Annotated in this window: 22 protein-coding genes; 10 read left to right on the top strand and 12 right to left on the bottom strand. The window is 70.4% G+C overall.

The window, feature by feature from the left end; all coding sequences use genetic code 11:
- Nucleotides 1–143: 143 nt before the first annotated feature.
- Complete coding sequence (locus tag AB0C59_RS22305) at nt 144–1,697, bottom strand: MFS transporter (RefSeq protein ID WP_363007145.1); 1,554 nt, start codon at nt 1,695–1,697, stop codon at nt 144–146.
- Between the two features lie 108 nt (nt 1,698–1,805).
- On the opposite strand from AB0C59_RS22305, the gene AB0C59_RS22300 reads away from it, so the two are divergent.
- The gene (locus AB0C59_RS22300) at nt 1,806–2,396 is read left to right on the top strand and encodes a TetR/AcrR family transcriptional regulator (RefSeq protein WP_363007143.1); all 591 of its coding nucleotides are present in this window, start codon (nt 1,806–1,808) and stop codon (nt 2,394–2,396) included.
- 43 nt (nt 2,397–2,439) lie between these two features.
- Here AB0C59_RS22300 and AB0C59_RS22295 read toward each other — a convergent pair whose 3' ends face one another.
- Entirely contained in the window at nt 2,440–3,648 is a 1,209-nt protein-coding gene (locus AB0C59_RS22295; protein WP_363007141.1) for a helix-turn-helix domain-containing protein, read from the bottom strand.
- Between the two features lie 161 nt (nt 3,649–3,809).
- On the opposite strand from AB0C59_RS22295, the gene AB0C59_RS22290 reads away from it, so the two are divergent.
- The 7 genes from AB0C59_RS22290 to AB0C59_RS22260 all read left to right on the top strand — a co-directional run bounded on the left by AB0C59_RS22290 (nt 3,810) and on the right by AB0C59_RS22260 (nt 12,989).
- Complete coding sequence (locus tag AB0C59_RS22290; protein ID WP_363007139.1) at nt 3,810–4,736, top strand: proline dehydrogenase family protein; 927 nt, start codon at nt 3,810–3,812, stop codon at nt 4,734–4,736.
- 53 nt (nt 4,737–4,789) lie between these two features.
- On the top strand, nt 4,790–6,421 hold the full coding sequence (gene pruA, locus AB0C59_RS22285; protein WP_363007137.1) for an L-glutamate gamma-semialdehyde dehydrogenase: 1,632 nt from the start codon (nt 4,790–4,792) through the stop codon (nt 6,419–6,421).
- Between the two features lie 307 nt (nt 6,422–6,728).
- Nucleotides 6,729–6,860, top strand: a complete 132-nt coding sequence (locus tag AB0C59_RS22280; RefSeq protein ID WP_363007135.1) for a hypothetical protein — start codon at nt 6,729–6,731, stop codon at nt 6,858–6,860.
- Nucleotides 6,861–6,942: 82 nt separating this feature from the next.
- Nucleotides 6,943–7,986: a 3-isopropylmalate dehydrogenase gene (locus AB0C59_RS22275; protein ID WP_363007133.1), complete on the top strand. Its 1,044-nt coding sequence runs from the start codon at nt 6,943–6,945 to the stop codon at nt 7,984–7,986.
- Nucleotides 7,987–8,221: 235 nt separating this feature from the next.
- On the top strand, nt 8,222–9,310 hold the full coding sequence (locus AB0C59_RS22270; RefSeq protein ID WP_363007131.1) for a branched-chain amino acid aminotransferase: 1,089 nt from the start codon (nt 8,222–8,224) through the stop codon (nt 9,308–9,310).
- Between the two features lie 646 nt (nt 9,311–9,956).
- Nucleotides 9,957–11,561, top strand: a complete 1,605-nt coding sequence (gene cimA, locus AB0C59_RS22265) for a citramalate synthase (RefSeq protein ID WP_363007129.1) — start codon at nt 9,957–9,959, stop codon at nt 11,559–11,561.
- A 69-nt stretch (nt 11,562–11,630) separates the two neighbouring features.
- Nucleotides 11,631–12,989, top strand: a complete 1,359-nt coding sequence (locus AB0C59_RS22260) for a hypothetical protein (RefSeq protein WP_363007127.1) — start codon at nt 11,631–11,633, stop codon at nt 12,987–12,989.
- A 5-nt stretch (nt 12,990–12,994) separates the two neighbouring features.
- On the opposite strand, the gene AB0C59_RS22255 is transcribed toward AB0C59_RS22260, so the two are convergent.
- The 3 genes from AB0C59_RS22255 to AB0C59_RS22245 form a co-directional block, all read right to left on the bottom strand.
- Nucleotides 12,995–13,297, bottom strand: coding sequence for a DUF397 domain-containing protein (locus AB0C59_RS22255; protein WP_363007125.1), 303 nt, complete (start codon nt 13,295–13,297; stop codon nt 12,995–12,997).
- The gene (locus AB0C59_RS22250) at nt 13,294–14,121 is read right to left on the bottom strand and encodes a helix-turn-helix transcriptional regulator (protein ID WP_363007123.1); all 828 of its coding nucleotides are present in this window, start codon (nt 14,119–14,121) and stop codon (nt 13,294–13,296) included. The genes AB0C59_RS22255 and AB0C59_RS22250 overlap by 4 nt, the downstream gene beginning before the upstream one ends.
- A 196-nt stretch (nt 14,122–14,317) precedes the next feature.
- A complete protein-coding gene (locus AB0C59_RS22245) occupies nt 14,318–14,920 on the bottom strand; it encodes a YceI family protein (protein WP_363007121.1) in 603 nt (200 codons plus the stop codon).
- A 356-nt stretch (nt 14,921–15,276) separates the two neighbouring features.
- Between AB0C59_RS22245 and AB0C59_RS22240 the strand changes: the two genes are divergently transcribed.
- Nucleotides 15,277–16,869, top strand: coding sequence for an acyl-CoA carboxylase subunit beta (locus tag AB0C59_RS22240; RefSeq protein WP_363007119.1), 1,593 nt, complete (start codon nt 15,277–15,279; stop codon nt 16,867–16,869).
- A gap of 57 nt (nt 16,870–16,926) precedes the next feature.
- On the top strand, nt 16,927–17,124 hold the full coding sequence (locus AB0C59_RS22235) for an acyl-CoA carboxylase subunit epsilon (RefSeq protein ID WP_363007117.1): 198 nt from the start codon (nt 16,927–16,929) through the stop codon (nt 17,122–17,124).
- A 91-nt stretch (nt 17,125–17,215) separates the two neighbouring features.
- Here the strand turns inward: AB0C59_RS22235 and AB0C59_RS22230 are convergent, their stop codons facing one another.
- From AB0C59_RS22230 to AB0C59_RS22200, 7 genes are all read right to left on the bottom strand, one after another.
- Nucleotides 17,216–17,797 (bottom strand): ATP/GTP-binding protein, encoded by a 582-nt coding sequence (locus tag AB0C59_RS22230; RefSeq protein ID WP_026248371.1) that lies wholly within the window; start codon nt 17,795–17,797, stop codon nt 17,216–17,218.
- The gene (locus AB0C59_RS22225; RefSeq protein ID WP_363007115.1) at nt 17,778–18,356 is read right to left on the bottom strand and encodes a DUF742 domain-containing protein; all 579 of its coding nucleotides are present in this window, start codon (nt 18,354–18,356) and stop codon (nt 17,778–17,780) included. The genes AB0C59_RS22230 and AB0C59_RS22225 overlap by 20 nt, the downstream gene beginning before the upstream one ends.
- 96 nt (nt 18,357–18,452) lie before the next feature.
- Complete coding sequence (locus tag AB0C59_RS22220) at nt 18,453–18,866, bottom strand: roadblock/LC7 domain-containing protein (RefSeq protein ID WP_150472905.1); 414 nt, start codon at nt 18,864–18,866, stop codon at nt 18,453–18,455.
- Between the two features lie 10 nt (nt 18,867–18,876).
- Nucleotides 18,877–22,254 (bottom strand): nitrate- and nitrite sensing domain-containing protein, encoded by a 3,378-nt coding sequence (locus tag AB0C59_RS22215; protein ID WP_363007113.1) that lies wholly within the window; start codon nt 22,252–22,254, stop codon nt 18,877–18,879.
- 366 nt (nt 22,255–22,620) lie between these two features.
- Complete coding sequence (locus AB0C59_RS22210; protein WP_363007111.1) at nt 22,621–23,196, bottom strand: ATP/GTP-binding protein; 576 nt, start codon at nt 23,194–23,196, stop codon at nt 22,621–22,623.
- The gene (locus AB0C59_RS22205; RefSeq protein WP_363007109.1) at nt 23,177–23,575 is read right to left on the bottom strand and encodes a DUF742 domain-containing protein; all 399 of its coding nucleotides are present in this window, start codon (nt 23,573–23,575) and stop codon (nt 23,177–23,179) included. The genes AB0C59_RS22210 and AB0C59_RS22205 overlap by 20 nt, the downstream gene beginning before the upstream one ends.
- A 112-nt stretch (nt 23,576–23,687) precedes the next feature.
- Nucleotides 23,688–24,101, bottom strand: a complete 414-nt coding sequence (locus tag AB0C59_RS22200) for a roadblock/LC7 domain-containing protein (protein WP_363007107.1) — start codon at nt 24,099–24,101, stop codon at nt 23,688–23,690.
- Nucleotides 24,102–24,103: the final 2 nt, after the last annotated feature.

Genomic DNA, 24,103 nt, shown 5'->3' with positions numbered 1-24,103 from the left:
GATCCCCGCCGCGAGCAGGCGGCGCGGCGGCAGCGGGGCCAGGGCCAGTTCGGCCAGCGCGGCCGAGCTGAACATCAGGAACTGCGCCGGCCCGACCACTTCCTCTGGTCGGGCCCCGCCGCCTTGTCGTCGTCCTGCCGCGCCTACTCCTGGTGCTCCCGCACCCGGATGCCCCGCAGGGTGGCCGCGGCCAAAGCGGCCGCCCCCAGCAGCAGGACCGCTCCGGCCGCCGACGCCGTCTGCATCCCGTTGGTGAACGCCTCACGTGCCACCGCCGTGAGGTCCGCCCCCGCCCCGCCCGGCAGCGACCGGGCGACCGCGAGCGCGCCGCCCAGGGTCTCGTGCGCGGGGGAGGGGGCCGAGGCGGGGATGGCCTGGCGGTAGACCGCGACGCCGACGGAGCCGAGGACCGCCATGCCGAGCGCTCCGCCGAACTCCGCGCTCGTCTCCATCAGGGCGGAGGCGGCACCCGCCTTCCGCACCGGCGCGGCGCCCATCGCCAGATCCGTCATCTGCGAGATCACGGTGACCAGCCCGGAGGCCAGCACCCCCGCCCCGGCCAGCACCAGCCACAGCGCGTCCGTTCCGGCCAGTGCCAGCATGCCGAAGCCGCAGGCGGCGACCGCGAAGCCACCGGCGACGACATGGGCCCGGTCGACGCCCTTGTGGACCAGTTGCGTGGTCACCGGCGCCGCGACACCGATCAGCACCGACGGGAGCAGGGACCACAGGGCGCCCTCCAGCGCGCTCTTGCCGAGCACCGCCTGAAGGTACTGCGTGGTGAAGTAGGCCGAGCCCATCACGGCGAAGGACGCGACCAGGTTCAGGGTGAGGGCGGGGGCGAAGCCGCGGCCGCGGAAGAGGTCCGGTGAGAGGAGCGGGGAGGCCGCCGTGCGCTGGCGGCGCACGAACAGCGCCGCGAACACCAGGCCGACCGCCACCGACACCACGTACGGCACGTGCCAGCCCTCGGCCGGGATCTCCTTGAGGCCGTAGACCACCGGCAGCACGGCCGCCATCGACAGCAGCACGCCGATCAGGTCGAAACGACCGGTCGCGGGGCTCTTCGACTCGGGCAGCAGGATCGGTCCGAGCACCAGGAGCAGGGCCATCGCGGGCAGGTTGACGAGGAACACCGAGCCCCACCAGAAGTACTGGACGAGCAGCCCGCTCATCACCGAGCCGAGCGCGATGCCGCCGGTCATGACGCCGGACCACAGGGCGATGGCCTTCGCCCGCTCCTTCGGGTCGGTGAACATCGAGCGGACCAGCGCCATGGTCGAGGGCATCAGGGTCGCGCCGCCGACACCGAGGGCCGCGCGGGCCGCGATCAGGGTCCCGGGACTGTCCGCGTAGGCGGCGACCAGGGAGGCGGTGCCGAAGGCGGCGGCTCCGAGCAGGAGCAGCCTGCGGCGGCCGATGCGGTCGGCCAGCGCGCCCATCGTCATCAGCAGCCCGGCGAGGACGAAGGCGTAGACGTCGAAGATCCACAGCTGCTGGGTGCTGCTGGGCCGCAGGTCCGCGCTGATCTCCGGGATCGCGAAGTAGAGGACCGACACGTCCATGGAGACCAGCAGCAGCGGAAGCATCAGGACGCCCAGGGCGGTCCACTCCCGGCGGCCGGCGGGGGCCGGTGCGCCGCCGCATGCACCGGGAGCGGTGCCCGAACGGGTGCTCGTGTTCGTCGAGTTCGTCATGCCGAGGACTGTACGACCGTCTTAAACGCTTGTCTAGTACGAACGTTTAAGACGGTTGTGTAAGTCATGCGTATAGGACGGCTGTCTATACCGGGGTAGGGTGACGGCATGGGACACCGTGAGGATCTGCTGGAAGGCGCCAAGCGCTGCCTGCTGGAGAAGGGGTTCGTGCGCACGACCGCGCGCGACATCGTCAAGGAGTCGGGGACGAACCTGGCCTCGATCGGCTACCACTACGGGTCCAAGGACGCGCTGCTCGCGCAGGCCTATGTGTCCCTGGTGGAGGGGATGTCCGAGGCGTTCGGCGGCGAGGGCGGCAAGGACGCCGGGTTCAGCACCGCACCGGGTTCCCTGGCGCGGTTCGAGGAGGTGTGGTCGAACATCGTCGCCACCATGCGCGAACCCGGCTCCATGTGGCGGCTCAGCGCGGAGATCGTGGTCATGGGGGACCAACTGCCCGAGGTGCGCGACCATCTGGCGCACGCACAGCGGGACGGCTCCCGCGGCTTCGTCGCGCTCATGCTGGGCGGCCGGGAGGAGGACGTCCCGGACGACACCGTGGACACCCTCGGCGCCTTCTACACGGTGCTGATGACCGGTCTCATCGCCCTGTGGACCTTCGACCCCAAGACCGCCCCGGACGCCGAGCGGCTCACCGAGGGAGTGCGCCGCTTCATCGAGGCCACCAGCCGGACCTGAGGCCGGGACCGGGCGGCGCCGACGCGGGCGGCCGGTGCGCCGCTCACAGCCGCGCCCGCTTCAGCGCCATGTGCAGCAGCAGCCGCGCCTCCCCGTCGTCCAGGTCCAGGCCCGTCAGCTGCTCCACCCGGGACAGCCGGTAGTACAGCGTCTGCCGGTGGATGCCGAGCGCGGCGGCCGTACGGCCCGCCTGGCCCGCGCAGTCCAGGAACACCTCGGCGGTGTGGGCGAGTTCGCGGTGCGCGGGGGTCAGCAGCGCGCGGACGGCCGGGTCCTGTGCGCCCTGGCGGGGCAGGGAGGTCAGCAGGCGGTACGGCCCGATGGACGTCCACCGCGCCACCGGGCCGAGCCCCGGCTCCGCCAGCGCCGCGCGGGCCGCGCCCGACGCCTCCTGCCAGGCGGCGCCCAGCTCGGCCAGGCCCTCGCGGGCGTCGGCCACCCCGGCCGCCGCGGGCGCGGGCCCGGCCTCCCGCAGCAGCCGCTCGGCGACGCCCAGCGCCGGGGTCGGCACCTGCGCCGAGCGCAGCCGCACCAGCACGGCCAGGCACTCGCCCCGCACGCCCCACGGCACCGTGCACAGCGCGGTCGCGGCCGGCAGGGTGCGCACGGACGGCGCCTCCTCCGCGCCGCTCGTGGGCCAGGGGGCGACGCACACCACCGTGTGCAGACCGTCGGCGCGCGCGCCCAGCGCGGTCCGCAGCTCGGCCAGCGCCATCTCCTGCTGCCAGCCCGGCTCCGCGGTGAGCACCGCGCGCAGCTCCCGGGTCAGATCCGCGCCCGCCTGCACCTCGTCCGCGAGCAGCGCGCCGATCCGGGAGGCGATCTCCATCGCCGCCGAGAGCTGCGACTCCGCGGGGCCCGGTTCGTCGGCCAGCAGCCACACATAGCCGAGGACGACACCCCGATGGCGTACCGGAAGGCAGATTCTTCCCCGGGAGACCCCCGCCTCCGGCGTGGGCGGGATGCGCACGGGCCCGGTGGCCCGCGCGATGCCGAAGCCCTCGAACCAGCGGCGCACCGCCGCCGAGGAGCGCCGGGTCAGGATCGAGCGGGTGCGCACCGGGTCGAGGGACGCCGCGTCGAACTCGCCGTCGCTGTCGTAGGCGGCGAACGCGATCAGCTCGAAGTCGCGGTTCTCCAGGGTCGCGGGCGCCCCGAGCAGCGCCGAGATCTCGTCCACGAGCTCCTGGTAGTCGCTCCGGCCGCCCCGGGCCGCCTTGAAAACATCCGCCACACGGGCATTCTCCCGCATTGTCCCGGCCCTCTCATACAGATGTCTGAGATCCAGGGCACGGATGCGTGACAGCTGTCGATGGCAGACCATCGAGGAGATCCCTAGGTTTCACGGTGGTTCTCCGTGCCGTACCCGAATCGTCGGGAATCGGCCTCCTGTTGCCCTTGTGGAGGTGCCCCGTGCTGGGTCCCGTGATTCTCGCCGCGTCGCGCAGCGACCGGATGCGTCGGCTGATCTCGGCCGCCCCGGTGACGAAGCAGGTCGTCGACCGCTTCATCCCCGGCGAGACCGTGGACGAGGTCGTCCCGATCATCGAGGACCTCACCGGCAGGGGCCTCGAACTCACCATGGACGTCGTCGGTGAGGACATCACGACCCCCGAGCAGGCCGCGGCCGCACGCGACGCGTACCTGAGGCTGATCGACCGGCTGAAGGAGCTGGACCTCGGCACGCGCGCGGAGATGTCCGTGAAGCTCTCGATGTTCGGTCAGGCGCTGGAGGGCGGCCACGAACTGGCCCTCGCCAACGTCCGCCCCGTCGTGGAGGCCGCCGCCGCCATCGGCACCACCGTCACGCTGGACGCCGAGGACCACACCACCCTCGACTCGATGTTCGCCATCCACGAGGAGCTGCGCAGGGACTTCCCGCAGACGGGCTGCGTGATCCAGGCCTACCTCTACCGCACCGAGGACGACGCCCGCCGCCTTGCCGCCAACGGCAGCCGCGTGCGTATCGTGAAGGGTGCGTACAAGGAGCCCGCGTCGGTCGCGTACCAGCAGAAGGCCGAGATCGACAAGGCGTACGTCCGCATCCTGAAGACCCTCATGGAGGGCGAGGGATACCCGATGATCGGCTCCCACGACCCCCGGCTGATCTCCGTCGCCCAGGAACTGGCCCGGCGCGCCGGACGCAAGCTGGACGAGTACGAGTTCCAGATGCTGTACGGCATCCGCGGGGACGAGCACCTCAGGCTCGCCGCCGAGGGCCACCGCATGCGCGTGTACACCGCCTACGGCACCGACTGGTACGGCTACTTCATGCGCCGCCTCGCCGAGAAGCCCGCGAACCTCCGCTTCTTCCTCCGCTCGATGATCAGCAAGGGCTGAGCCCGCCCCTTCCCGTCCACCCACACCGCGCAAGTCAAGGAGTTACGGAACACATGGACGCTGTGACCCAGGTCCCCGCCCCCGTCAACGAGCCGGTGCACGGCTACGCCCCCGGCTCGCCCGAGCGCGCCCGGCTGGAGGCCAAGCTCAAGGAGCTGGCCGAGAACCCCGCCGAGCTGCCGATGACCATCGGCGGCGAGAAGCGCATGGGTGGCGGCGAGCCCTTCCAGGTCGTGCAGCCGCACAACCACAAGGCCGTCATCGGCACCGGCCGGCACGCCACCCAGCAGGACGCCCAGGACGCGATCGACGCGGCCCTCGCCGCGGCCCCGGCCTGGCGCGCGATGTCCTTCGACGACCGCGCCGCGATCATCCTGCGCGCCGCCGAGCTGCTGGCCGGTCCCTGGCGCGAGACCATCGCGGCCTCCACCATGCTCGGCCAGTCCAAGACCGCCCAGCAGGCCGAGATCGACAGCCCCTGCGAGCTGGTCGACTTCTGGCGCTTCAACGTCCACTACGCCCGCCAGATCCTGGCCGAGCAGCCCCCGGCCAACTCGCCGGGCGTGTGGAACCGCATGGACCACCGCCCGCTGGAGGGCTTCGTCTACGCGATCACGCCGTTCAACTTCAGCGCCATCGCCGCCAACCTGCCCACCGCCCCGGCCCTGATGGGCAACGTGGTGGTCTGGAAGCCGTCCCCGACCCAGACCCACGCCGCCGTGCTGCTGATGCGCATGCTGGAGGAGGCGGGCCTGCCCAAGGGCGTCATCAACCTCGTCACCGGCGACGGCATCGAGGTCTCCAAGGTCGCCCTGGAGCACCGCGACCTGGCCGGCATCCACTTCACCGGCTCGACCAAGACCTTCCAGTACCTGTGGAAGACGGTCGGCAACAACATCGAGAAGTACCGCTCCTACCCGCGTCTGGTCGGCGAGACCGGCGGCAAGGACTTCCTCGTCGCCCACCCGAGCGCCGACCGCGCGGTCCTCAAGACGGCGCTGACCCGCGGCGCCTTCGAGTACCAGGGCCAGAAGTGCAGCGCCACCTCCCGCGCCTACATCCCGGCCTCCATCTGGAACTCGGGCTTCAAGGAGGAGTTCGCGGCCGAGGTCGACCACCTGACCATGGGTGACGTCACCGACCTGTCGAACTTCATCGGCGCCGTCATCGACGACCGCTCCTTCGCCAAGAACAAGGCCGCGATCGACCGCGCCAAGGAGGACCCGACCTGCACGATCGTCGCGGGCGGCTCCTACGACGACTCGGTCGGCTACTTCGTGCGCCCGACCGTCGTGGAGTGCAGCGACCCGGAGAACGAGGTCTTCCGCACCGAGTACTTCGGCCCGTTCCTCGCCGTGCACGTCTACGAGGACGACAGGTACGACGAGATGCTGACCCAGATGGAGTCGGTGTCGGACTACGCGCTCACCGGCGCGGTCGTCTCCAACGACCGCGCGGCGGCGGCGTACACCATGGAGAAGCTGCGCTACGCGGCCGGCAACTTCTACATCAACGACAAGTCGACCGGCGCCGTGGTCGGCCAGCAGCCCTTCGGCGGCGGCCGCTCCTCCGGCACCAACGACAAGGCGGGCGCTCCGCAGAACCTGATGCGCTGGACGCTGACCCGCGCCATCAAGGAGACGCTGGTCCCGCCGACCGACTACACGTACCCGCACATGGGCTGACCTGGCCGACGCCCCGCCGACCACCGCCCCCGCCCCGGTTTCGATCACCGGGACGGGGGCGGTCTCGTTCCCGGCCGCCGCGTGTCCGTTTCGTCCGGCCGTCTCAGATAGTAGGAAGTCCGAGTAACCGTGGCGACAGATGCCCGGTCCTGGCTTAGCTTGGTAGAAGCCGAACGTTTCGCTCGATCCAGCGAATGCGGACGGGAGCCGGGCCCTGTGCAGGTCACCCCTGCGGCACCGCTCCTCCGCCCTCCGGCGTCTCCCCCTTTTCCGCACTCCCGGTTTCTCTTGAAGGAGTCGATTTCCCATGGCCGAGACGACCGCACGCCGCCGAGTCCGTCACGCTTCCCGTACGACCGACACCGACCGCACCAAGGCCGCCGCCGCGCTCCAGCGCGCCCTCGACCGCCGCGACAACGGCGGCGAGACGGGCCACTGAGCCGCACCCTCGACGACGGCACGGCATGTCCGCCATGCGGACATGCCGTGTCATCCCCTGGGACAAGGAGTACGGTGCCGACATGTCTCGCAGCATCAACCTCGCAGTGATCCCCGGTGACGGCATCGGCCAGGAGGTCGTGACCCAGGGGCTCAAGGTCCTCTCCGCCGCCCTCCCGCCGGACGTGAAGCTGGAGACCAGGGAGTACGACTTCGGCGCCCGGCGCTACCACGCCACCGGGGAGACCCTCACCGACACCGACCTGGAGCAGCTGCGGCAGCACGACGCGATCCTGCTCGGCGCGATCGGCGACCCCTCCGTGCCCTCCGGCGTCCTGGAGCGCGGCTTCCTCCTCAAGCTCCGCTTCGCCTTCGACCACCACGTCAACCTGCGCCCCTCCAAGCTCCTCCCGGGCGTCGCGACCCCGCTCGCGGGCCAGCCCGAGATCGACTTCGTCGTGGTCCGCGAGGGCACCGAGGGCCCGTACACGGGCAACGGCGGCACCATCCGCACCGGCACCCCGCACGCCGTCGCCACCGAGGTCTCCCTCAACACCGCCTTCGGCATCAAGCGGGTCGTGCGCGACGCCTACGCCCGCGCCCAGGCCCGCCCCCGCAAGAAGCTGGCCCTCGTCCACAAGAACAACGTGCTGGTGCACGCCGGTCACCTGTGGACGGAGATCTTCGACCGGGTCGGCCAGGAGTTCCCCGACGTCACCACCGAGTACATGCACGTGGACGCGGCGACGATCTACCTCGTCACCCAGCCCGAGCGCTTCGACGTGATCGTCACCGACAACCTCTTCGGCGACATCATCACCGACCTGGCCGCCGCCGTGTCCGGCGGGATCGGCGTCGCCGCCTCCGGCAACATCAACCCTTCGGGTGACTTCCCGTCGATGTTCGAGCCCGTCCACGGCTCCGCGCCCGACATCGCGGGCCAGGGCAAGGCCGACCCGTCCGCCACCGTCCTCTCGGCCGCCCTCCTGCTGCGCCACCTCGGCTACGAGACCGAGGCCGCCCGTATCGAGGACGCCGTCTCCGCCGACCTCGCCGAGCGCGCGGGCGGGCCCGCCCGCACCACCGAGGAGATCGGCGACGCGCTCGCCGCACGCGTAGCCGGCTGACCCGCCGGCCCGCTCACCCATCGAGAAGGCCGCCGGGCCGCACGACCCGGCGGCCTTCTCGCATGCCGTTCAAGAAGTCCGCGTTCACCCCGTTTCCACCCTTGAATCCCGGCTCCGCGCGCCGCACCGGAGACCTACCATCGGTTTCCCGCTTGCGATAATCGAACGAGGAGCCGCGATATGAGGGAATGCTCGGGCGCGGCCCGTCTCCACAACCGGTGAAGGACACCCACACATGACGACGCCCACGATCGAGCTGAAGCCCTCCGCCCACCCGCTCTCCGACGCGGAGCGCGAGGGCATGCTGGCCAACCCCGGGTTCGGCCGCCACTTCACCGACCACATGGTGACCATCAAGTGGACCGAGGGCAGGGGCTGGCACGACGGCCAGCTCGTCCCCTACGGCCCGCTCTCGCTCGACCCCGCGAACATGACGCTGCACTACGCGCAGGAGATCTTCGAGGGCCTCAAGGCGTACCGCCAGCCCGACGGCTCGGTCGCGATGTTCCGCCCGGAGATGAACGCCCGGCGCTTCCAGCGCTCCGCGCACCGCCTCGGGATGCCCGAGCTGCCGGTGGAGACGTTCCTGGAGGCCTGCGACCTCCTGGTCCAGCAGGACCAGGCGTGGGTGCCCGCGCACGGGGGCGAGCAGTCCCTCTACCTGCGGCCCTTCATGATCGCCACGGAGGTCGGCCTGGGCGTCAAGCCCGCCAACGAGTACCTCTTCCTGGTGATCGCCTCGCCGGCGGGGGCGTACTTCCCCGGCGGGGTCAAGCCGGTCTCCATCTGGATCTCCGAGGACCGCGTCCGCGCCGTCCCCGGCGGCGTGGGCGACGCCAAGACCGGCGGCAACTACGCGGCGTCGCTGCTCGCGCAGGCGGAGGCGGCGGCCAAGGGCTGCGACCAGGTCTGCTACCTCGACGCCGTGGAGCACACGTGGGTCGAGGAACTCGGCGGCATGAACCTGTTCTTCGTGTACGGCGACAAGATCGTGACCCCGGCCCTGACCGGGTCGCTGCTGGAGGGCGTCACCCGTGACTCCCTGCTCACGGTGGCCCGTGACCTCGGGTACGAGGCGGAGGAGGGCCGGGTCTCCGTCGACCAGTGGCAGGCCGACGCGGAGAACGGGACGTTGACGGAGGTGTTCGCGTGCGGGACGGCGGCGGTGATCACTCCCGTGGGTGCGGTGGCGCGGGCGGGGGCGGAGTGGAAGCAGTCGGGGGGTGAGCCCGGGCAGGTCACGATGCGCCTGCGCGAGGCCCTCCTGGACCTCCAGCGGGGCGTCACCCCCGACACCCACCACTGGATGCACCGCCTGACCTGACCTGACTTGACCTGACCCGGCCTCGGGGCGCGCCGGCCGCGCCGCCGCTTTCGCGCAGTTCCCCGCGCCCCTGCCGGGTGGGTTCCTGTACGCGACAGCGCGCGGGCCCGTCGTGGCCGCTCGCGCAGTTCCCCGCGCCCCTGAGGGGGTTGCCGTGCGTTGCGACGCGCGCGCCTGTGATGCGCGCGGAGCGCGCTTCAGGGGCGCGGGGAACTGCGCGACGAGCCACGACGCACCCGCAGACGTCGACGTAAGGGCCGGGCACGCGCCCGGCAGGGGCGCGGGGAACTGCGCGACGAGCCACGACGGGCCCGCAGATGTCCACGTACGTGTTCGCACAGGCCGTCCACGGGCGACCGTATCCTGAGACACCCGCCCCCGCCGGAGGCGAACTGTGTCAAACTCCCCCCGTGCCCTCGTTCGCCATGATTATCGGCAGCAGGCGCGCCGGTCCGCAGTGACCGCCCCGTACGACCACGTACAGGCGGCCACCGTCGTCCTCGACCCGCGCGCAAACCTCTCGCACCCGCGAGAGGTTTTTCGTTTTCCGGCCCACCTTCAGCCGGAAGACCTGCGCGAGGGACCATGGGGGCGGTGGAGCCGGTCATTCCGGTAGACCGAGATCCCACACAGGAGCCTTGAGACCATGACGCCAACCAGCGACCTCGACGATTCGTTCCACGTCTTCGACACCACCCTGCGCGACGGCGCGCAGCGCGAGGGCATCAACCTCACCGTCGCCGACAAGCTGGCCATCGCACGGCACCTGGACGACTTCGGCGTCGGCTTCATCGAGGGCGGCTGGCCGGGCGCCAACCCGAGGGACACCGAGTTCTTCGCCCGCGCCCAGGAGGAGATCGACTTCCGGCACGCACGCCTGGTCGCCTTCGGCGCGACCCGCCGCCCCGGCGGCAAGGCGGCCGAGGACCCGCAGGTCAAGGCGTTGCTCGCCTCGGGCGCCCCGGTGATCACCCTGGTGGCGAAGTCCCACGACCGCCATGTGGAGCTCGCCCTGCGCACCACGCTGGAGGAGAACCTGGAGATGGTCCGCGACACGGTCGCCCATCTCACGGAGCAGGGCCGCCGGGTCTTCGTGGACTGCGAGCACTTCTTCGACGGCTACCGCGCCAACCCCGAGTACGCGAAGGCGGTGGTGCGGGCGGCGTCCGAGGCGGGCGCGGACGTGGTCATCCTGTGCGACACCAACGGCGGCATGCTGCCCGCCCAGGTCCAGGCCGTGGTCGGGACGGTCCTCGCGGACACCGGCGCCCGGCTCGGCATCCACGCCCAGGACGACACGGGCTGCGCGGTGGCGAACACCCTCGCCGCCGTGGACGCGGGCGCCACCCACGTGCAGTGCACGGCGAACGGCTACGGCGAGCGCGTCGGCAACGCCAACCTGTTCCCGGTGGTCGCCGCCCTGGAGCTGAAGTACGGCAAGAAGGTGCTGCCCGAGGGCCGGCTCCGCGAGATGACGCGCGTCTCGCACGCCATCGCCGAGGTGGTCAACCTGACGCCCTCCACCCATCAGCCGTACGTGGGCCTGTCGGCGTTCGCGCACAAGGCGGGCCTGCACGCGTCCGCGATCAAGGTGGACCCCGACCTCTACCAGCACATCGACCCCGAGCAGGTCGGCAACACCATGCGGATGCTGGTCTCCGACATGGCCGGCCGCGCCTCCGTGGAGCTCAAGGGCAAGGAACTGGGCGTCGACCTCGGCGGCGACCGGGAGCTGGTCGGCCGGGTGGTCGGGCGGGTCAAGGAGCGGGAACTCGCCGGCTACACCTACGAGGCGGCCGACGCCAGCTTCGAGCTGCTGCTGCGCGAGGAGGCCGGTGGCAGACCCGTCAGCTACTTCAGGGTCGAGTCCTGGCGGGCGATCGTGGAGGACCGCCCCGACGGCTCCCACGCCAACGAGGCCACGGTCAAGCTGTGGGCCAAGAGCGAGCGCATCGTCGCCACCGCCGAGGGCAACGGCCCGGTCCACGCCCTGGACCAGGCCCTGCGCGTCGGCCTGGAGAAGATCTACCCGCAGCTCGCCAAGCTGGAGCTGGTCGACTACAAGGTCCGCATCCTGGAAGGGCGGCACGGCACCCAGTCGACCACCCGGGTCCTCATCTCCACCTCCGACGGCACCGGCGAGTGGTCCACGGTGGGCGTCGCCGACAACGTCATCGCGGCCTCCTGGGAGGCGCTGCAGGACGCCTACACCTACGGTCTGCTGCGCGCGGGCGTGGAGCCCGCGCGGTAGGCGGCGGGAACGCGGGCCGAGGCCCCCTGGGCGGGCGTGTGCCGGGGGCCCTCGGGTAGCGTCGGAGGTATGAGGGCAGCACTCACCCGCGTATGCGTCGTCCCGCTGATCGCCCTGGTCATGGTGGCACTGACGGTCCTGTCCACCGGGGCGACCTCCGCGCACGCGGACACCAGCGTCTCCGCCGTCGCGGCGGCCCTGCGCAAGAGCCCGGTGTACGTCGATCCGGCCGCGTCCGGGCAGCTGTCCGCCGCGGACGCCGACGCGCTCGCGAAGAAGATCAAGGACGCGGACAAGCCGGTCTTCATCGCCGTCCTGCCCGCCGGATTCCCCACCCGGAACCTCTTCAGCGACCTGCGCGCGGCCACCGGCATCACCGGCCTGTACGGCGTCCGCCTCGGCGACCGCTTCGACGCCCGGGCCGACTCCTCCGTCATGTCGCGCACCGCCGTGCGCAACCTCGCCGCCAGCGTCCGGGGCGAGTCCGCCACCAACCAGCTGAGCGACTTCACCGACCGTGCCCTCGCCAACATCCGCGGCCACGCCCCCTCCGGCTGGGGCGGCGGCTCGGGGCAGGAGCACGGGGTGTCCTCCACCGGCCTGATCACCGCCGCCGCCGTCCTGGTCGCCGCCGGCGCGGGCGGCTACGCGCTGGTACGGCGCTCCCGGCGCCGGCGCGACGAGGAGCAGCGGGCGGCGCTGGATCGGCTGCGGGTCGTCGTGGACGAGGACATCACCGCCTTCGGCGAGGAACTGGACCGGCTCGACTTCCACCCGGGGGAGCCTGGCGCGGACGACGCCATGCGCGCGGACTACGAGCGGGCCCTCGACTCCTACGAGCAGGCGAAGTCGTTCATGGCCGCGGCGCAGCGGCCCGAGGACGTCAAGGGCGTGACCCAGGCGCTGGAGGACGGGCGCTTCAGTCTGGCGACGCTCGCGGCCCGCCGCGAGGGCAGGCCCCTGCCGGAGCGCCGGGCGCCGTGCTTCTTCGACCCCCGTCACGGGCCCTCCGTCGCCGACGCCACCTGGACGCCCCAGGGCGGCGCACCGCGCGAGGTCCCGGTCTGCGCGGCGGACCAGGCCCGGCTGGCCGACGGCCGCGACCCCCTGATCCGCGAGGTGGACACGGACCACGGCCGCCGCCCGTACTGGGACGCGGGCCCGGCCTACGGCCCCTGGGCGGGCGGCTACTTCGGCGGAGGCATGCTGCCGGGCCTCCTGGTCGGCACGCTGCTCGGCAGTGCCCTGTCCACCCCGGCGTACGGCGCCGACTACGGGCAGGACTACGGCTCCGGGTACGGCGACTTCGGCGGCGGCGACCAGTCCGGCACGAACTTCGACCCCGGCGACTTCGGCGGCGGCTTCGGTGACGGCGGGGGAGGGGACTTCGGCGGAGGCGACGGCGGCGACTTCGGCGGAGGCTTCTGACCCGCTCAGCCGCGGGCGACGCCGCCGAGGAACTCGCCCCACATGGCGGAGGAGACACAGAGGATCGGGCCGTCGGGCACCTTGGAGTCACGGATGTGGATGGTGGCCGGGGTGACACCGACCTCGACGCAGTTGCCGCCCTCGTTGCTGCTGTGGCTGGACTTGTGCCAACCGTAGGCGGTTTCCAGGCAGTTGCCGCCCTCGCTGCCGCTGTAGCTGGACTTGCGCCAGGCGTAGGCCGCTTCCAGGCATTCGCCGCCTTCGTTGCTGCTGTAGCTGGACTTGAACCACGTGTGCGCGGTGCTCATCGGTCTCCTAGCAGTTCCTTCAAGAGACGCACGCTCTTGTCAGGAGAGAGTGCCTGAGACCGCAGCATTCCATACTTCAGGTGGTAGTCGCTGACCTCCTCGGGATCATCCACCAGGAAGCTCGCGCGCTGTGCCTCCAGGTAGACCAGACGGTCGTGATCGGGTGTTTCCAGCAGGGTCATCGGGCCTGCGAGCCCAGCGTGCGGCATCTGCGCCATAGGCATGATCTGAAAGCTCATGTGAGCCGGCTCGGTGTACTCCAGGATCTGACGGACTTGATCGCGCATCACGTCCGGACCACCGACCTCCCGCCTCAGAATGCTCTCCTCCATGACGAAGTGACCGATGGGCGGCCGCCCTCGCTGCCAGATCAACTGCCGCTCCATACGGGCGTTCACCCACTGCTCTGCCGTCTCGCTCTCGATGGCGGGATAGCGTGATTCGAAGGCCGCCAGGCAGTAGTCCCGGGTCTGAAGCAACCCATGGACCATCTGTACCTGGTACGACAGGATGCTCACCGCCTCCTGCTCATGCTCCACCAACCCCTGCGCGAACTGCACGATCCGTTCCCGCACCGGGAGTTTGGTCACCGTGACCGCCAACGCCCCGCCCGTGCTCAGCAGATCGTCGAACAGCTCGGCGCGGTCCGTCTGGAGCGCCAGGCGCCCCTGCTCATGGGACGCCACCGTTTCGGTGGAGATGTGGGCCATCTCGGCCAACTGCTCCTGCGTGAGCCCCGCCTTCTTCCGCAGGAACGCCAGCAGCGCGCCCACCGCGTGCCACGCGCCGACCTTCTTGGGCCTTGTCGTCTTCCCCGATCGCATGCGTCTGACGTTCCCCCGTTCGCACCACGAACCCTCATGGTCGAGCCGTAAGGTCCAGGACTACGGCTCACCTACCGCTCCACTCTAGTAACTCCCTGTGACATCGGTCTCGCGAACGCGGAATCCTGTGGACGACGAGCGCCCGCCTTCCGTGAGGGAAGGCGGGCGCGCTCGGTGCCGCGGTGGCGGGCTCTCGTCAGGCCTGCTTGATGGCGGAGATGTCGAAGACCAGCTTGATCTTGTCGGAGACCAGGACGCCGCCCGTCTCCAGAGCCGCGTTCCAGGTCAGGCCCCAGTCCGAGCGGAGCAGCTCCGCCTTGCCCTCGAAGCCGGCGCGCTCGTTGCCGAACGGGTCCTTGGCGACGCCGTTGAACTCCAGGTCGATCGTGAGCGGCTTGGTGGTGCCGAGGATCGTGAGGTCGCCGGTGACGCGGTAGTCGTCGCCGCCCAGGGCCTCGGCCTTGGTGGAGCGGAACGTCATCCTGGGGTGCTCTTCGGTCTTGAAGAAGTCGGCGCTCTTGAGGTGCCCGTCACGGTCGGCGGAACCGGTGTCGATGCTGTCCATCGTGACGTCGAGGGAGGCCGTGGACCGCGACGGGTCGGTGCCGTCCAGGTTCAGGGTGCCCTCGAAGTCGAGGAAGCCGCCCTTGACGTTGGTGACCATGGCGTGGCGGGCCACGAAGCCGATCGTGGTGTGCGACGGGTCGATGGTGTAGACGCCGGAGAGCGCGGCGAGGTCGGGGTTCACCGCGGTGGCGGTGGCGGTGTCGCTGCTGTTCTTGCGGCCGAAGAATCCCATGGGGTGCTCCTTGAGGGGACGGAGGTGAGCAGATGTTCAATGTTCAACGACATCGACACCACCGACCGTAGAGCCATTCCATTAAAGTTTCAACATCTTGGACCGACTGTTGTCCGGGTCACGTGATCCGCCGCCGTTCGGGTGCCGTGTCACTCCACGGATGGCATGCTCGCCCCGGAGAATGCGGGGCCCCTGGCGCCCGGCGCTTTGTGGGAGCCCTACAACGTGCGGGCCCCCTGGGCAGTCAGATCGGCTGCATGTGGTCCGGGTTCTGTTCAGGGGTACCAGGAAAACGGGCCGGAGACTGTACGGAGTCGACGGCCCGGTTTGCTCGGCGGACTTCGTATGGTCGCTACATGACCGTTTTGGATGAGGCTGTAGGTTCCGGGAGCGAGCCCGCGGACGCGCGCGGGCGGGTCGCCGAACTGCACGAGATGCGGGCGCGGGCCCTGGCCGGGCCCAGCGAGAAGGCGACCGAGGCGCAGCACGCCAAGGGCAAGCTGACCGCTCGGGAGCGGATCGAGCTGCTCGTGGACCCGGGGTCCTTCCAGGAGGTCGAACAGCTGCGCAGGCACCGGGCGACCGGGTTCGGCCTGGAGGCCAAGAAGCCGTACACCGACGGTGTCATCACCGGCTGGGGCACGGTGGAGGGCCGCACGGTCTTCGTCTACGCCCATGACTTCCGCATCTTCGGCGGCGCGCTGGGCGAGGCCCACGCCACGAAGATCCACAAGATCATGGACATGGCCATCGCGGCCGGGGCGCCCCTGGTGTCCCTGAACGACGGCGCCGGTGCCCGCATCCAGGAGGGCGTCAGCGCGCTCGCCGGATACGGCGGCATCTTCCAGCGCAACACCAAGGCGTCCGGTGTCATCCCGCAGATCAGCGTGATGCTCGGCCCGTGCGCCGGTGGCGCGGCCTACAGCCCGGCGCTGACCGACTTCGTCTTCATGGTCCGCGAGACCTCGCAGATGTTCATCACCGGCCCGGACGTGGTCAAGGCCGTCACCGGTGAGGAGATCACCCAGAACGGGCTCGGCGGCGCCGACGTGCACGCCGAGACCTCGGGCGTCTGCCACTTCGCGTACGACGACGAGGAGACCTGCATCGCCGAGGTGCGGTACCTGCTGTCGATGCTCCCGCAGAACAACCGGGAGAACCCGCCCCGCGCGGAGGCCGGCGACCCTGCCGACCGCCGCGGCGACGTGCTGCTCGACCTGGTCCCGGCGGACGGCAACCGGCCGTACGACATGGCCAAGGTCATCGAGGAGATCGTCGACGACGGCGACTACCTGGAGATCCACGAGCGCTGGGCGCGCAACATCATCTGCGCCCTGGCCCGCCTGGACGGCCAGGTGGTGGGCATCATCGCCAACCAGCCGCAGACTCTCGCGGGCGTCCTGGACATCGAGGCGTCGGAAAAAGCTGCGCGCTTTGTCCAGATGTGTGACGCTTTCAATATCCCGCTCCTGACCTTCCTGGACGTCCCCGGCTTCCTCCCCGGAGTCGACCAGGAGCACGGTGGAATCATCCGCCACGGGGCCAAGCTGCTGTACGCGTACTGCAACGCGACCGTGCCCCGGATCTCCCTGATCCTGCGCAAGGCGTACGGAGGCGCCTACATCGTCATGGACAGCCAGTCCATCGGCGCGGACCTCACCTTCGCCTGGCCCACCAACGAGATCGCGGTGATGGGCGCCGAGGGCGCGGCCAACGTGATCTTCCGCCGCCAGATCGCCGGCGCGGAGGACCCCGAGGCGATGCGGGCACGCATGGTCAAGGAGTACAAGTCCGAGCTCATGCACCCCTACTACGCGGCCGAGCGCGGCCTCGTGGACGACGTCATCGATCCCGCCGAGACCCGCGAGGTCCTGATCAGGTCGCTGGCGATGCTGCAGTCCAAGCACGCCGACCTGCCCTCGCGTAAGCACGGCAACCCTCCGCAGTAACCGAGCGGATCCCTCGCGGCAATCCCGCGGACCTCTTCCTCACGGAGACTGACACCTATGAGCACCCCTGACATTCGCGTCGAGAAGGGCCATGCCGAGCCCGAGGAAGTCGCCGCCATCACGGCGATCCTCCTGGCGCGGGCCGCGGCCCAGGCGCCCGCCGCCGCGCAGAGCCACCGGGGCCGGCCCAAGGCCGGCTGGCGCCGGCTGGAGCGCGAGCCCGGGTTCCGGGCCCCGCACAGCTGGCACGCGTAGCCTCGCCCGGGAGCCCCGCGCTCCCGGTGGTACGACGACTGAGGGCCCCTCCTTGAAGGAGGGGCCCTCAGTCGTGTCGATCAGGCGACGGCTACCGCAGGCGGGCCATCAGGGCGTGCTCGACCAGCGTGATCAGCGCGCTCTTGGCGTCCGCGCGGTGACGGGCGTCCGTGGTGATGATCGGGGTGTCGGGGCCGATCTGGAGCGCCTCGCGCACCTCGTCGGGGTTGTACGGCTGGTTGCCGTCGAAGCCGTTGAGGGCGATGACGAAGGGGAGCCCGGAGTTCTCGAAGTAGTCGACCGCGGGGAAGCAGTCGGCCAGACGCCGGGTGTCGACCAGGACGATCGCCCCGATGGCGCCGCGGACCAGGTCGTCCCACATGAACCAGAAGCGGTCCTGGCCGGGGGTGCCGAACAGGTACAGGATCAGGTCCTGGTCCAGGGTGATGCGGCCGAAGTCCATGGCCACCGTGGTGGTGGTCTTGTCCCCCGTGTGGGTGAGGTCGTCGATGCCCGCCGAAGCGGACGTCATGACGGCCTCGGTGCGCAGCGGGTTGATCTCCGAGACGGCACCGACGAACGTGGTCTTGCCCACGCCGAAGCCGCCCGCCACCACGATCTTCGCGGAGGTGGTGGAGCGGGAAGGACCGCCGCTAGAGCTTGCGAAGTCCACTGAGCACCCTTTCGAGCAGTGTCACGTCTGGCTGACCGCCGGCGTTCTCGTCGCCGCCGGGCTGATGAATGGCGACCAGGCCCGCCTCCGCCAAGTCGGCGACGAGAATCCTGGCCACGCCGAGAGGGATCGTCAGAAGGGCCGAGATCTCGGCCACCGACTTGATTTCCCGGCACAGATGGCAGATCCGCTGATGTTCGGGCAGCTGCCCCTGCATCTGATGCGGTTGAGCGGTGGTGTGCACCAGCGCCTCGATGGCGAGCTGGTAGCGGGGCCTGGTACGGCCGCCCGTCATGGCGTACGGACGCACCAGAGGATTGTTCGACGATCCCGAAGGCGCCGGTTCGGGTGCTCGGCGCTGCGGCTGCACCGGCTGGATGCGCGGCGCCGGCGGCTGGTCGTACGGCGAGGGACCGGGGCCCTGGGGGCCCTGGGACGCGTACGGCTGACGCCGCGGAGTTGAGGGGTAGCCGTACAGGTTCTGCTCGCCCTGCCCCTGCCCCTGGCCGGGGCCGTAGGGCCAGTTACCCGCGGACGAACCGCCTGGGGGTGTTGCCACGTTCTCTCCTCCTCCTACTGCGCCGGGCATGCAACTCGTGGATGCCGCGTCCCGAAACCTTACGGCCCCGGAACGCCTGCACGCACCGTCCGTCTGTTAGTTGAGAAGGCTTCCCTGAAGCTCCGCACGAAGGTCCGGAGTCAGGACCGTGCCGGCTCGGTCGACCAGAAGCGCCATCTCGTACCCGATGAGGCCGATGTCCGCCTCGGGGTGTGCGAGAACCGCGAGCGAGGAACCGTCGGAGATGGACATGAGGAACAGGAATCCCCGCTCCATCTCCACAACCGTCTGGTTCACGGCGCCACCCTCGAAGATGCGGGACGCACCCGCGGTCAGCGAGGTCAGACCGGACGCGACAGCGGCGAGCTGGTCGGCCCGGTCGCGCGGGAAGCCTTCGGACATCGCCAGAAGGAGTCCGTCGGCGGAGACCACCACCGTGTGCGACACCCCTGGGGTGTTGTCCACGAAGTTGGTGATCAACCAGTTCAGGTTCTGCGCCGCCTGGCTCATCGGGCTCACACTAACGCTCCTGGTTGTAGGTGCTGTCAGGACCGAAGCCCTGGCCGTTCGTTTCACTGCCTTCGGTGCGCCCCCGCTGGACGCCCCGGCGCAGGTTGCTCAGCCTGCCCCGCACGTCCTCGGGAGCACGGGAGACCTGGGGGCCTCCCTGCGGGGTCGTCTCAGCGGCACCCTCGATCAGGTTGGCCTTGGGCACCCGTCGAGGCAGACCGGAAGAGGTGACACCGCCCGCCTTGGGTTTGCGGAGCTGCGAAGCCTGCTGCCACCGCTCGTCGTTGGCGGAGCGCCATGAGTCGCCCTGCTCCGTGGCCGGTGCGGGCTCCTGCTGCACGGGCTGCTGTCGGCCGGTGGAGCCGTCGGCCGCGTGGCCGCGGCGGGGCAGACCGGCGTCGGTCAGATCGTGGGCGGCGGAGGAGGCCGGTCCCGGACGGTCGAAGCCTACGCGGTCCCGCTCACCCGCGTCAGGAGCCTGCCGGGATTCCGTATCCGGAGCGTGATCGGCACGGTAGGAGCCCTGGTAGCCGTTCTGCTGAGGCCAGTCGTCCTGGTAGGACGCCCGCGACTGCTCCTCGAAGGGCGAGAACGACTCGGAGGCGTGGGAGCGGCCTGAGCGGTGGTTGTCCTGAGCCGGTTCCGCGTAGGCGGGCTCGGGGTAGCCGCCGGCGGGCGGGTAGGCGTCGCCCTGCGGCAGACCGCCGCCCTGGGGGCCGCCGTCGCGCAGACCGTTGCCGTTGCCCTGCGCACCGCCGTTCTGCGGGTAGTACGTCTCGTCGTACGACGGCTGCTGCCGCTCCTCGTACCCGGCCTGCCGGCCGTACCCCGACTGCTGGTCGTAGGCCGTCTGCTGGTCGTAGGAGGACTGCTGGTCGTAGGCCGTCTGCTGCTCGTCGTACGCGTGCTGGCCGTTGCCGTAGGAGGGCTGCCGCGGCTCGAAGCCGTCCTGGTAGGACTGCGCCGAGCGCTCGCCGTCCTCCTGCGGGCGGCTGTGGCCCTGCCCCAGCTGCGGCTGGTCCGGCGTCTGGCCGTGCGTCTGGGCCTCCAGGGCCGCGCGGCGCTCCTCGCGCACCAGCGAGCGGCCGACCGGGTCCAGGTCCCGCAGGTCGTCGGGCACCTCGGTGTAGCGGCTGTCGTCGAAGCCCAGCTCCGCCGCCGTCCGCATCGGCTGCCCGTCGAAGCTCTCGGCCGCCTGGAAGCCCTGCTGCTCCGGGATGATCTGCGAGACGGTGAACTCGTCGCGCTCCATCGGCTGCTCGCCGCCACCGCCGTGGGTGATGGCGTCCGGGAGCATGACCAGCGAGGTGGTGCCCGCCTGCTCGCCCGAGGGGCGCAGCTGGACGCGGACGCCGTGCCGGTCGGACAGCCGGCCGACCACGAACAGGCCCATGCGCTGGGAGATCGCGGCGTCCACGCTCGGCGGGTTGGCCAGCTTGTGGTTGATGTCCGCGAAGTCCTCGGCCGTCAGGCCGATGCCCTTGTCGTGGATCTCGATCATGACGCGGCCGTCGGGCAGACGGGTCGCGGTGACCCGCACCTTGGTCTGCGGGGAGGAGAACGTGGTGGCGTTCTCCAGCAGCTCGGCGAGCAGGTGCACGAGGTCGGTCACGGCGCGGCCGTGGATCTCGGCCTCCGGGACGCCGGAGAGCTCGACGCGCTCGTACTGCTCCACCTCGGAGGAGGCGGCGCGCAGGACGTCGACCAGCGGGACCGGCTGGTCCCAGCGGCGGCCGGGCTCCTCGCCCGCGAGGACCAGGAGGTTCTCGCCGTTGCGGCGCATACGGGTCGCGAGGTGGTCCAGACGGAAGAGGTTCTCCAGCTGGTCCGGGTCGGCCTCGTTGTTCTCCAGGTCGGTGATCAGGGTCAGCTGGCCCTCGATCAGCGACTGGTTGCGGCGCGACAGGTTGGTGAAGATCGCGTTGATGTTGCCCCGCAGCAGGGCCTGCTCGGCGGCGAGCCGGACGGCCTCGCGGTGGACCTGGTCGAAGGCCCTCGCGACCTCGCCGATCTCGTCCGTGGAGGCGATCGGGATCGGCGCCACCCGGGTGTCCACCCGGCCGGGGTCGGTGCGCGAGAGCTGGTCGACCAGCATCGGCAGGCGCTGCTCGGCGACACCGAAGGCGGCGTTGCGCAGCTGGCGCATCGAGCGGCTCATCTGGCGGGCCATGAGACCGGCCAGGATGAACGCGGCGAGCAGGGCGATGACGACGATGGCGCCGGTGACGATCGCGGACTGCTTGGCGTCGTCGGAGATGGTCGAGGCGTCCGTCACGGCCTTGTCGGCCAGGTCCGACTCGATCTGCCGGTAGGCGTTGTACTTGAGGGTGTTGACCGCCCACCAGTTCTGCGGGGTGACGCCCTTCTGCGCGAGCCCGTCGACGGCCGACTGGGTCGGGGAGGGCATCGTGGCGAGGGCGCTGACCATGCCGGTGGCGCCGGAGGGCGGCGGTACGTACGTCTCGCCCTTCTGCTGCGCCGCGGCGGCGGCCTGCTCGGCGAGGGCCTTGGCGTCCGCCTGGACCTTCACCTTGGCGTCGTCGAGCTTGCGGCCGTCGGCCTCGGTGCCGCCACCGATGTACTCCTCGGAGGCGATGCCCTCGAGGTAGGCGTACGAGGACAGGGAGACCCGCTGCTTGCCGAACTGGTCGGCGTCCGGACCCGGCTTGATCAGCAGGTGCATGCCGATGGAGCGCTCCAGGGAGAGCGCGGCCTTGGTCAGCGAGATGGCGTAGACGGTACGGCCGTAGCTGGTGATGTTGCCCGTGCCCAGGCCCAGCTCGTTGGCGAACTCCATCAGCGGGTGGGCGACGTCGACGTAGCCCTCCTCGGTCGCCACGCCCTTCAGCTTCGAGGTGTACGCGGCCTGGCGCAGCGCCGGCAGCTTCGTCTCGGACTCGCGGAAGATCGACAGACGGCGCACCAGACCCGGCTTGCGGGGCATGTTCTTGGCCGCCGCGTCGAAGGTCTCGGCCGCCTTGTCCGTGGCCGCCTGGACGTTCTTGACGGTCGCCTTGTCCTCGGCGGTCTCGTCCTTGCCCCGCAGCAGCGGAGCGGCGGAGACGTCACGCTCCTGGTAGAGGGCGTCCGCGTAGGACAGCGACGCCTGGACCAGACGGGCGGTGGCCTCCGCGTCCTGGGCTTCCTGCCAGGTGTCGATCGAGCTCTTCACCTGGAAGCCGCCCATGACGAGGCCGACCAGGACGGGGATCAGCAGAATGGCGTTCAGCTTGGCAGGCACCCGCCAGTTGCGGGGGGAGAAGCGACTGCCACTGGGCGGGAGCGCGGCCGGCTCCGGTCCAGACACTTGTGCGGGCGCCGCTCCGCGCGGCGGCGGGGTGAAGTTGCCCCGTGCCGACGGCTCGGGACCGTTCTTGCTTCGCCTCACTCGACCAACAACCTCTCGGCGACGGCACCTACGTCGTGCCGCGGTGTCTCCAGAGCCCTGTCTGAGACATGTACGTCCTTGACTCCTGGGCAGTTCAGGAATTTCAGCACGTCAGCCTGCTGATGCCAAACACTCGGAACCGAGCATTCCGCTGACACGAACCACCAGATAAAACGGTCATAAAGAGCGAGCCCCGCCAAAAGGCGGGGCTTTCGTGAACGCAGCGGCATCAGTCGACCGCGACGCGTGTCGATGCCCGCGGATATCTCTGTCGAAACGTTATGAACAGCGGAGCCGACCGTGTCAAACGCCACAGTCGGCTTCCGCACATCTACGACAACTGCCGTACGGAGACGACGACTTGATCTACCGCAGCCGGGCCATCAGGGCGTGCTCGACCAGCGTGATCAGCGCACTCTTGGCGTCCGCGCGGTGACGGGCGTCCGTCGTGATGATCGGGGTGTCCGCACCGATCTGCAGAGCCTCGCGCACCTCTTCCGGGTTGTAGGGCTGATGCCCGTCGAAACCGTTGAGGGCGACCACGAAGGGGAGCCCGGAGTTCTCGAAGTAGTCGACCGCCGGGAAGCAGTCGGCCAGACGCCGGGTGTCGACCAGGACGACGGCACCGATCGCGCCGCGGACCAGGTCGTCCCACATGAACCAGAAGCGGTCCTGGCCGGGGGTGCCGAACAGGTACAGGATCAGGTCCTGGTCCAGGGTGATGCGACCGAAGTCCATCGCCACCGTCGTGGTGGTCTTCCCCCCGGTGTGGGTGAGGTCGTCGATGCCCGCCGAAGCGGACGTCATGACGGCCTCGGTGCGCAGCGGGTTGATCTCCGAGACGGCGCCCACGAACGTGGTCTTGCCCACGCCGAAGCCGCCCGCCACCACGATCTTGGCCGAGGTGGTCGCCCGGCCCGTGTCAGAGCTTGCGAAGTCCACTGAGCACCCTTTCGAGCAGTGTCACGTCCGGGGCGCCGCCGGCGTTGTCGTCGCCGCCCGGCTGGTGGATCGCGACGAGTCCGGCCTCCGCGAGGTCCGCGACGAGGATCCGTGCCACACCGAGCGGCATGGCGAGCAGGGCCGACACCTCGGCCACCGACTTCACCTCGCGGCACAGGTGGCAGATCCGCTGGTGCTCCGGCAGCAGTCCCATCAGCTGGGCCGGGTCGGCCGTGGTGCTGATCAGCGCCTCGATGGCGAGCTGGTAGCGCGGCCGGGTCCGGCCGCCAGTCATCGCGTACGGACGGACCAGCGGCTGGTCGCCCTCGTCCCCGTACGGCTCTGCGTACGGATCGTGAGAGGCGGTGGGCGGGGTCATGAATCCTCCGGGCGGGACAGCAGGTCGGTCAGTCGTGCCGTCGGACGGTGGCCGGTGGGGGGATTGTGGCGGCCGGACGGTTGTTTGGTGTGACGGGTGGTGCCTGGGCCGGTCAGTGGAGCAGACTTCCCTGGAGTTCGGCGCGCAGGTCGGGCGTGAGCACCGCGCCCGCGCGGTCGACCAGGAGAGCCATCTCGTAGCCGACGAGACCGATGTCGCACTCGGGGTGCGCGAGCACGGCCATCGACGAACCGTCCGAGATGGACATGAGGAACAGGAAACCGCGCTCCATCTCCACGACGGTCTGCGCGACGCTGCCGCCCTCGAAGATCCGGGAGGCACCGGCGGTCAGTGAGGTGAGCCCGGAGGCCACCGCCGCGAGCTGGTCCGCGCGGTCGCGCGGAAAGCCGTCCGACAACGCCAGCAGAAGCCCGTCGGCGGACACGACGACGGTGTGGGACACCCCTGGGGTGTTGTCCACGAAGTTGGTGATCAACCAGTTCAGATTCTGTGCCGCCTGGCTCATCG

The organism is Streptomyces sp. NPDC048664 (genome assembly GCF_040650555.1).
Classification (GTDB): domain Bacteria; phylum Actinomycetota; class Actinomycetes; order Streptomycetales; family Streptomycetaceae; genus Streptomyces.
Note: the sequence above shows the minus strand (reverse complement) of the source record. Positions and strands in the feature narration are given on the sequence as shown.